Origin of the sequence: Anabaena sp. AL09, assembly GCF_001672255.1 — a bacterium.
In the GTDB taxonomy this organism is placed as follows: Bacteria; Cyanobacteriota; Cyanobacteriia; order Cyanobacteriales; family Nostocaceae; genus Dolichospermum; species Dolichospermum lemmermannii.
This window is the reverse complement of sequence record NZ_LJOQ01000095.1, coordinates 1-8426: the sequence shown is the minus strand read 5'-3', so window position 1 is coordinate 8426 and position 8426 is coordinate 1. Positions and strand designations below refer to the sequence as shown.

The following is an 8426-nucleotide window of genomic DNA, read 5'->3' as shown; positions in this document are numbered from 1 at the left end:
ACTGAATACTTAGAACCAGATTCAAATTTTCCAGCTAACTCATCTGCTTAGTACATATGTTTGTATCTCACTCAACTGATAACCGCTATATCTAACACACTTTTTCGTAAAACTTGATTAATTTCAGCTTGCATGGAATCATTACTTGACTTGATAAGTTCATTTAATATTTCTTTCCAAAAAACTGAAAATGTAAAGTTACTAATTAATTTGCAGTTTAGATAAACGAAAAAGTAATTTTTAGACAAATCTTGTGTTTCCCAAATCTCTCGTGCAGCTAAATATTGCAGAAATGAAGTTTTACCTATAGCTTTAGTGCCATAAAAAATGGCATAACTAAAGCTATTAATTTGATCTGTAGCCAGTGTAAGTGCGTCCTTTCTACCTATAAATTTCTTTGCTGGAACGGGTTTACCTACCGAATAAGGATTGTTTTTGTCACGAAGTTTTGTTAATTGTTGTCTTGCCTGTTCATGTTGTGGATCTAGAGTTAATACTGTTTCAAATTCTCTCTTTGCCAAGTTCAAGTTGTTTTGCTGTTTCCAGTATTCTCCATACCTTAAATGCGCTGTAACTAAACTCTCTTTGTGACGGTTAGTATCTAATTTGTAACATCGGTTGTAACAATTTATGGCTTCACTAAAATCCTGGCTATCTAAATATAATTTTCCTAAATTAGACAGAGCCGTAAAGTGGTTTGGATTGATTTTTAAAACTTTCTTATATAGTTCAATAGCATTTCTAATATTCTTCTGATCACATTCTTTCCTAGCCTTTTCATAGTATTGATTTGCATCTGTATCAAATTCTTCTAATTCATAAATTAACTCCTTTAAAGAATATTTCTTTATTAACCATCTACGAACTAATTCAATTTTTACTTTATGAGAACTTTTATTTTCCTCTAGAAAATGCCACTTTATCAATTGTTCTAATGCCTTTTCTAATTTATCTTGCTTAAAAAGTCCATGTTTTTCTAGTCCATATTTTTCTAATAGTTCTATCACTGTCAAATTAGAATTATCAAACTCTGGTTCTTGCAACTGTGCTGCTGCTAAAAATAACATTTTCTCAGGAATAGGTAAAGCTTTCAGAAAGCCTTCTAATGATGGTTGAATCGATTTAATTACCTTGTTGTCTATAATCTTTTCTATATCACTATTTTTAACAACCCATTCATTACTATTTCTAGCTTCTCCAAAAGCAGCAAAATATATTGCCTGTGTGAAAAAAGGATGTCCAGCAGATAATTGCAAAATTTCTCTTATTGCATCTTCCTCGTATTGCAATATATCTATAGCAGGTTGAATAATTAAATTGGTAGCGCTATTTTCATCTAGCCAACTAATTTCCGATTGTGGTGCATGATCAAAATTATCAAGAAACTTACTTTTGCCATCCAGTAATTTTCCCAAAACTGGAATACAAAACAATTTATTCACTTCTCCTTCGTCTTTCCATATGGAGTTTATTTTCCGTATGGAGTTTAAAAATTCATTGCCATTTTCAAAAACATCAAATTCATCTAATAATAATACAAGATTATTATGATCTATTCTCTGGTATATTTGTGGTAATAAAATTCTAAAGAAAGCATCATCTGGATCTTGTTTGAATTTTGTAATTGAAGGTAATTCAATTTCTGATTCTGATAGTTTAAGTGATTTAATAATTGTTTCACTAAGTTCATAAAGAACATCGCTCAATGATAAATTAGCCAATTCAAAGTTAACAAAAGAATACTTATTATGTTGAACTAATTTATCAATTTGTTGAGAAACCTGCTTTAAAACAGAAGTCTTACCAATCCGTCTTTGACCAAATAGCAGAATAATTGTTTCATTATTATTTAAATTGTCATAAATAAATTGGAATAAATCTTGTCTGCCAAAAAATTTATCTGGTTCAGTTATTGGACGACCGATAATGTAACGATTAGGGATGTAACTCATTTTTGCTAGTTTAATGACTATTTATACAGATTAATAGAACAACATATCTCTTGTCAAGTTGATCATTTAGGAAATACTGGGACTACCTTTGCTATCCAATCTAGGCAAGATTTTACTTTCTCTGGATTGTTACCTAACCAAGTAACTACTTCTTTAACTTGGTTTACTTGTCTATGACTAATCAGATTCATAAATTCCTTTTCTCCGTCTCTGATTGATTGTTCTGGAGTCTGCAAAATCTCCTGAATCACCCATTTTTTCATAAGTAATGAAGTGAAGGGGTAAAACTTTCCGGTTTCTAGAGAACTGGAAGTAATTACACCCTGTTCTTCCAACTTTATTAAAGATCGTTCATGTTGTGTAAGAATGCGGCCAATGCCACTTAATTTAAAGTTTATTTCCTTTATGTGACCTTCCATATCCAATAAAGCTATCAGTATCAACAAAGCTTGTTCTTTAGGATTGCATCTATCCCAAATTGTTTGAAAAATCTGTTGCGTATCTCTTTCAAAATTCTCAGCAAATGATTTAATATCGGCATTACTCCCAGGCTGTAGTTCTCTATATAAGAAAAACCCAGCAGTTTGGACTAAAGTTGGATGTCCACCAGTAATATTCATGATTTCACCCCGTAATGTGGGTGGTCTAATACTATTTAATAGTTGAACTAAATCCTTGGTAGTAAACAATTTCAGCGATTGAAACAAATAGTGATTGTACCAAGGAGAAGCATTGGGGTTAAGTTTGGGGCCTAATTCACTGAGGCGTTGGAGTGAAGCCACAATCATGGAGAGATATTGACTTTCTTCCGCATGAACCGCCAAACTACGACACTGAGCTAAAAATGTTTCCATTTCTGTTTCCGTGTACTGCTCATTTGTTACCAATGCTGCATCAAAATCATCTACCAACAATACTAAAAACTTATCTTTTCTACCTAATTTCCGTAATGCTTGGCGCAGACTATCGTTTGTCGTTGGTTTTTCAAGTAATAGCTTGATTTCAGCTTGTAGTTTTGGTTCACTGTCTAATTTATCATGCAGCAATCTTAAAGCTTCCCGCCAAAAACCAGCAGGAGTGAAGGGAATGATATTTTGACAATTGACTATGACAGCGATACCTTGAGATGGATCTAATCCATATTCTTGCCATGTTTGCTCAGAAGCTAATTTATGCAAGAATGAAGACTTACCCATTCCTGGCCCACCCCAAATGGCGAAATGGCTGCGGTTATGGATTTGGTCAAAAGCATAGTTAATTTCTGATGTCCGTCCCACAAAACTTTCTGGGAGAACTGGTTTTCCAGGAAAAAAAGGATTGGAAGACATAGTAAATTTATTTCTGGAGATGGGGAAAAGGGAAAATTTTACTTATAAGATCAGTATACTATCAGTAGTGTATTTGTTTTATTTCTTAAAAGCAATATCCAATCTGAATTTAATTTTTTTCAAAACTATCACCCATTACCAATCACCCATTACCCATTACCAATTAACTAAAGTTTCAATCCCAACCTGTGAAAATCCTGCTGAACTTCATTCCATAAAGCTTTATTGTATGGGTCAGTTTTTAAGGCTTTTTTCAGATAAATTCTGGCTTTTGGCAGTTGTTTTTCCGTAATTAACACTCGTCCCCAGATTTGATAAGCGATCGCTAACCATTGACGCACCTCCGCATCCCCCGGTAAACGCGCCATTAAAGCCTCTGCTAGAGCGATCGCCTGGGGAAAACGTCTTTCCTGTAAAAATCGCTGTAACTGCTCATAAGTCTTCCACTTTAACCGTTGTTCTATATCCTCTAAATTGGGTGGATGAGATATAACCGTTGTTTTCGGTGCTGCTGGTTGAGTTTGCACTTCTCTAGCACTAGAAACATCAGTTTTCACCTCATTAGTCCGAGACTTAATTTCCTCCGGTGGTAAAACAGTTTGGAGAAACTTATAAGCCTCAGTCACCGCAATAAATTTGTCTTTCGCTTTGAGATCATTTGGGTTGATATCAGGATGATATTGCTGAACCAATCGGCGATAGGACGCTTTAACATCAGCAAAAGAAACTCCCGACCTTAAACCCAATATCCGATAATAATCTTCAAGATCCATGTTGCTTCATTTGACTTAAATTCAAAATTCAAAACTAAAAATTCAAAATGAGTAATTCATACTTTTGAATTTTACATCTTGAATTTTGAATTATTTTCCACTATTAAATACGTTCTTCAATCACACGATCAATTAAACCGTATTCCTTAGCCTCTTGAGCAGACATAAAAAAGTCACGATCCATGTCTTTTTCAATCTTGCTTAAAGGTTGAGTAGTATTATCAGCATAAATTTGATTTAACTGACTCCGAATTCGCAGAATTTCTCTAGCTTCGATTTCGATATCAGAAGCTTGTCCGCGAGTTCCGCCAGAAGGTTGGTGAATCATAATCCGGGAGTGAGGTAAGGCCATGCGTTTACCCTTTGTCCCCGCAGCCAACAGGAAAGATCCCATAGAAGCAGCCAAACCGACACAGATTGTCACCACATCAGACTTAATGTGTTGCATGGTGTCATAAATTGCCAAACCAGATGTCACCATCCCACCGGGGGAATTGATATATAAATAAATATCCTTCCCTGGATCATCGGAATCCAAATACAGCATGACAGCAATAATTTGGTTAGCAATTTCGTCATCCACATCTCTTCCCAAGAAAATAATTCTTTCCCGGTAAAGACGGTCATAAATGCTAATCCAATCTGTATATTGTCCACCGGGCATCCGATAAGGAACTTTAGGCACGCCTATAGGCATTTGCGGTACTCCGTTTGTAATTAGTTAATTGTCAGTGGTCAGTAGTCAGTGGTCAGTGGTCAGTGGTCAGATGAAGCTATATCTTCTTACCAATTACCAATCACCAATCACCCATTACCTATTTAAAGCACACTTGCAGGGAGTGGGGGATTAGCGAGTTCATCCTTCCTAAAAACTCTGTCAATCAAACCATACTCCTTAGCTTGGTCGGGAGTCATGTAGAAAAGACGATCCATGTCCTTGCTAATTTTCGCCATGTCTTGTTCAGTCGTCCGGGCTAGAATTTCCAGCATTGAAGCTTTATTTGCCAAAACTTCCTTAGCGCGAATTTGAATATCCGTCGCCTGTCCTTGGGCGTAGCTTTTCGGCTGATGCAGGATAATGGAAGAATTGGGCAAACTAGCACGACAGCCTTTTGTCCCAGCACTAAGAATCATCGCAGCCATACCCATAGCCGAACCAATACAAATGGTGTGGATAGGAGGCTTGATATATTTCATAGTGTCATAGATAGCGAAGGCTTCGGTTTCAAAACCGATAGGTTCGCCACTGTAACCAGAAGTACCTGTAGAGTTGATGTAGATTTTAATTGGTTTTTCGGGATCATCGGACTGCAAATACAGCAATTGAGCGACGATTAATTCCGTAACAGACGGAACAAGTGGCATACCCAGATACACAATCCGCTCCTTCAATAGTAGGGACGGTAAATCTGGCGGCGGTGTCCGGTAGGAACTATCGCCGGAATAGGGGGCTTGCACAGCCTTGAGGTGAGAAATATCCATAGCAACTAATCGCCTGAAACTATGCCGTTAATGTATTACATCCTAACGCGATGCTCACCCAATTTAGGGTGTGGATTTCTCCCAGATAGTGAAAAAAGCTAAATTTTAAAATATTTGGGTCTTGAGTCCCAATTATGCCAAGTACAGCAGAACCTAGGGGCGCAGGGTCTGCGCCTTCAATTGTATGGCATCTAACCAATAACCGCTATATGTTTCATGAAAAAATCGGTTGCAAATCTAAAATAAATCCTGGTAATACATTTTCTCCAGATAAATTTGCAGGAGATTGTAAAACTTCTATTTCTTGATTTGGGCGATATATTTCTACTTGTTTATTTTTCGGATTAATTAACCAACCTAACCGCAAACCATTGGCGATATATTCTCGCATTTTGGCTTGAGTATCTGCTAAATCATCGCTTTCAGAAACCAACTCAATCACAAAATCAGGACATAAAGGCAGAAACCTTTTTCTTTGTTCTGGTGTGAGTGCATTCCATCTTTCCATCTTAATCCAAGAGACATCAGGGGAACGGGTAGCACCATTAGGTAATTTAAAACCTGTGGAAGAATCAAAAGCCTTTCCTAAACCATTTTGGCGATTCCAAAACCAAACTTGTCCACCTAATTCTAGGTTTCTATCTCCCGTTTCTCCTCCTGTTGGTGACATGATACTTAATTCTCTTTGAGCCGATAATTCTAAACGTAAATCTTTATTAGCAGCGACCATTTCCACAAATTTATCATCTGTGAATTTTAGTGATTGTGGTATTTGTAAAATTACAGCAGTCATGATTCATACCTCTTAATTAATCTCCATTTATTCCTCGTTCCCAGTCTCCGACTGGGAATGCTTTCCGGGAGGTTCTACCTCCCATTTTAACGATATTTTCAGAACAGGGCGGTTAGAAAATACATTTTAACCTAAACCTAGAAAACCAGAAATTATCGGCAACAATTTACCGCATTCTTCAACCAATTTTGCCGCAGTTGGTAAGTTGCTCACAACTCCTTTTAACATTGTAATTGCTGTATCTGCTAAATCCTGTTTTTCTTGAGGATTTTGGGCGGCTTCTGCTAAAGCTTTGACTTGTTTTAGTGCCTTTTCTTTGTCTTTAGGTTTTAAATTAGTATCAGATTCAATTGCTGTTTTTAATTGTGTCAATAATTCCTTAATTCCTGGTTTATCAGGTTCAGGTGCAGAGGGTAATTCATTAATCGTATTTGTGACTGTACCACTGATTTCACCTAAATTCAAAGCTTGTCCACTGGCGTTAAAATCTCTCCCGACACTTCCAATTTCAACTTTACGGCTAGAATCGTTAGTCATGTTTTTATTCTCCACTTTGTTGTCAACTTGAACATTTATAGGTTTATTAGCTAATGCCATAATCATTTCTGGTATCTTACCACTTTGTTGACGATGGAAAATTATTTCCTCATCTTTAGCTTGTAAAACTGCTTTATATTTTTCTTCTACTGCTGCTAATGCTAATTGATAATTTTGAGTAAAATCGCTATGAATCTTTTCTTTGTCAGCATCATCAGGAACAGCAACTTTAACGACAACTACACCATCACCTTTATTTTCAATACTCTGGATAGATAATTCTGTATCTCCATTTTCAACTTGCATTTTTTTGAAAGCATTAACAAAAGCTTTCCAGTCAATACCATCGCGGAAAATTAAATCAACAGTATTTAAAACTTCTTCAAATAATTTTGTAAATTCTCCTGGTTGAAATTCTCCACTACTAGGACGGCGTTCACGGTTGTCTGTTCCTGGTTTGGGATATTCTAAAAGATAGACAAAGCGACAATCTACATTATCTAATATAGTTGTACTTTCAATATTCCAAGCTTCCACACAAGCACCTGTCATTTGAGCATTGGTGAAATTAGTACCGACAGCTTGAGCGAGAGTCAGATTTGCCCCTTCTAAATTAGCTCCTTGAAAAGTGGCTTCAATAATATCAGCATTTTTTAAATTAGCCTCTTTCAAGTCTGCACGTATCAGGTTTGCGCCTCTGAGATTAGCACCAGCGTAAGATTTACCCCTACCATTGCCGCTAACCAGTAAATTGAGAACAGCACGGTTACTTAATATAGTATTACCTAGTCTAGCAAAATCAAGTTTTTTGGCTTCATAGAAACGAGTGCGTGTTAGATTTGCCTTTCTGAAATCTGTGTTTTTGAGAATTGCACCAGTTAAATCAGCATCAGTTAAATCAGCACCATGAAAACTTGTGCCTCCTGTAGCAGCAAAAGCAATAGTAACTGAACGAAGCCAAGTATCTCTTTGATCTCCCTTTAAACTACGCCATCCTATATAAGCACTAAAAATTACAAAAACTCCGGCTAGGGCTCCGGCTACGATTCCGGCTAGGGCTCCGGCTACGACTACGGCTACGATTCCGGCTACGGCTACGGCTATGGCTACGGCTCCGGCTCCGGCTCCGGCTCCGGCTCCGGCTCCGGCTATGGCTCCGGTCATGGCTACGGCTAGGGCTCCGGCTACGGCTCCGACTATGGCTAGGGCTCCGGCTACGGCTCCGACTATGGCTACGGCTCCGGTTACGGCTCCGGCTACGACTCCGGTTACGGCTCCGGCTACGACTCCGGCTCCGGCTCCGGCTACGACTCCGGCTCCGGCTATTAAACCCTTGCGAATAGTGACAATACAAAAGACTGTCACGATAACTAGGCCAACTATTCCAATAATAAAGTTTTCAGAATTTTTTGTACCAAAAATATATGCTATAAATACACCAATAAAGATTGATAAAAACCCTGCTAATGCTGAGAGCATAAATAAACGGAGTAATCTGTAGTTTATGTGAACCAAACCACTCAAAACATGAGTAAACGTTATCTAGGTCATAACACCTTGG

7 protein-coding genes are annotated in these 8426 nt (G+C 37.4%); all 7 read right to left on the bottom strand.

The genetic code is table 11. The features are described 5' to 3' along the window. Positions 1-71 precede the first annotated feature (71 nt). The 7 genes from AN490_RS19375 to AN490_RS19345 all read right to left on the bottom strand — a co-directional run bounded on the left by AN490_RS19375 (position 72) and on the right by AN490_RS19345 (position 8344). Positions 72-1952 (bottom strand): ATP-binding protein, encoded by a 1881-nt coding sequence (locus AN490_RS19375; protein WP_300006526.1) that lies wholly within the window; start codon positions 1950-1952, stop codon positions 72-74. Between the two features lie 62 nt (positions 1953-2014). Further along, entirely contained in the window at positions 2015-3280 is a 1266-nt protein-coding gene (locus AN490_RS19370; protein WP_300006525.1) for an ATP-binding protein, read from the bottom strand. Between the two features lie 167 nt (positions 3281-3447). Then, a complete protein-coding gene (locus tag AN490_RS19365; protein ID WP_300006524.1) occupies positions 3448-4053 on the bottom strand; it encodes a DnaJ domain-containing protein in 606 nt (201 codons plus the stop codon). Positions 4054-4156: 103 nt separating this feature from the next. Continuing rightward, entirely contained in the window at positions 4157-4750 is a 594-nt protein-coding gene (locus AN490_RS19360; protein ID WP_015083128.1) for an ATP-dependent Clp protease proteolytic subunit, read from the bottom strand. A 122-nt stretch (positions 4751-4872) separates the two neighbouring features. Continuing rightward, positions 4873-5535 (bottom strand): ATP-dependent Clp protease proteolytic subunit, encoded by a 663-nt coding sequence (locus AN490_RS19355; protein ID WP_300006523.1) that lies wholly within the window; start codon positions 5533-5535, stop codon positions 4873-4875. A gap of 214 nt (positions 5536-5749) precedes the next feature. Further along, positions 5750-6328: a Uma2 family endonuclease gene (locus AN490_RS19350; protein ID WP_300006522.1), complete on the bottom strand. Its 579-nt coding sequence runs from the start codon at positions 6326-6328 to the stop codon at positions 5750-5752. A gap of 126 nt (positions 6329-6454) precedes the next feature. Then, the gene (locus AN490_RS19345) at positions 6455-8344 is read right to left on the bottom strand and encodes a pentapeptide repeat-containing protein (RefSeq protein ID WP_300006521.1); all 1890 of its coding nucleotides are present in this window, start codon (positions 8342-8344) and stop codon (positions 6455-6457) included. Positions 8345-8426: the final 82 nt, after the last annotated feature.

Excerpts from the sequence above, each read along its gene's own strand:
- AN490_RS19370 (WP_300006525.1), bottom strand. The coding sequence starts at position 3,280 with ATGTCTTCCAATCCTTTTTTTCCTGGAAAACCAGTTCTCCCAGAAAGT.
- AN490_RS19345 (WP_300006521.1), bottom strand. The coding sequence starts at position 8,344 with ATGCTCTCAGCATTAGCAGGGTTTTTATCAATCTTTATTGGTGTATTT.
- AN490_RS19375 (WP_300006526.1), bottom strand. The coding sequence starts at position 1,952 with ATGAGTTACATCCCTAATCGTTACATTATCGGTCGTCCAATAACTGAA.
- AN490_RS19350 (WP_300006522.1), bottom strand. The coding sequence starts at position 6,328 with ATGACTGCTGTAATTTTACAAATACCACAATCACTAAAATTCACAGAT.
- AN490_RS19365 (WP_300006524.1), bottom strand. The coding sequence starts at position 4,053 with ATGGATCTTGAAGATTATTATCGGATATTGGGTTTAAGGTCGGGAGTT.
- AN490_RS19360 (WP_015083128.1), bottom strand. The coding sequence starts at position 4,750 with ATGCCTATAGGCGTGCCTAAAGTTCCTTATCGGATGCCCGGTGGACAA.
- AN490_RS19355 (WP_300006523.1), bottom strand. The coding sequence starts at position 5,535 with ATGGATATTTCTCACCTCAAGGCTGTGCAAGCCCCCTATTCCGGCGAT.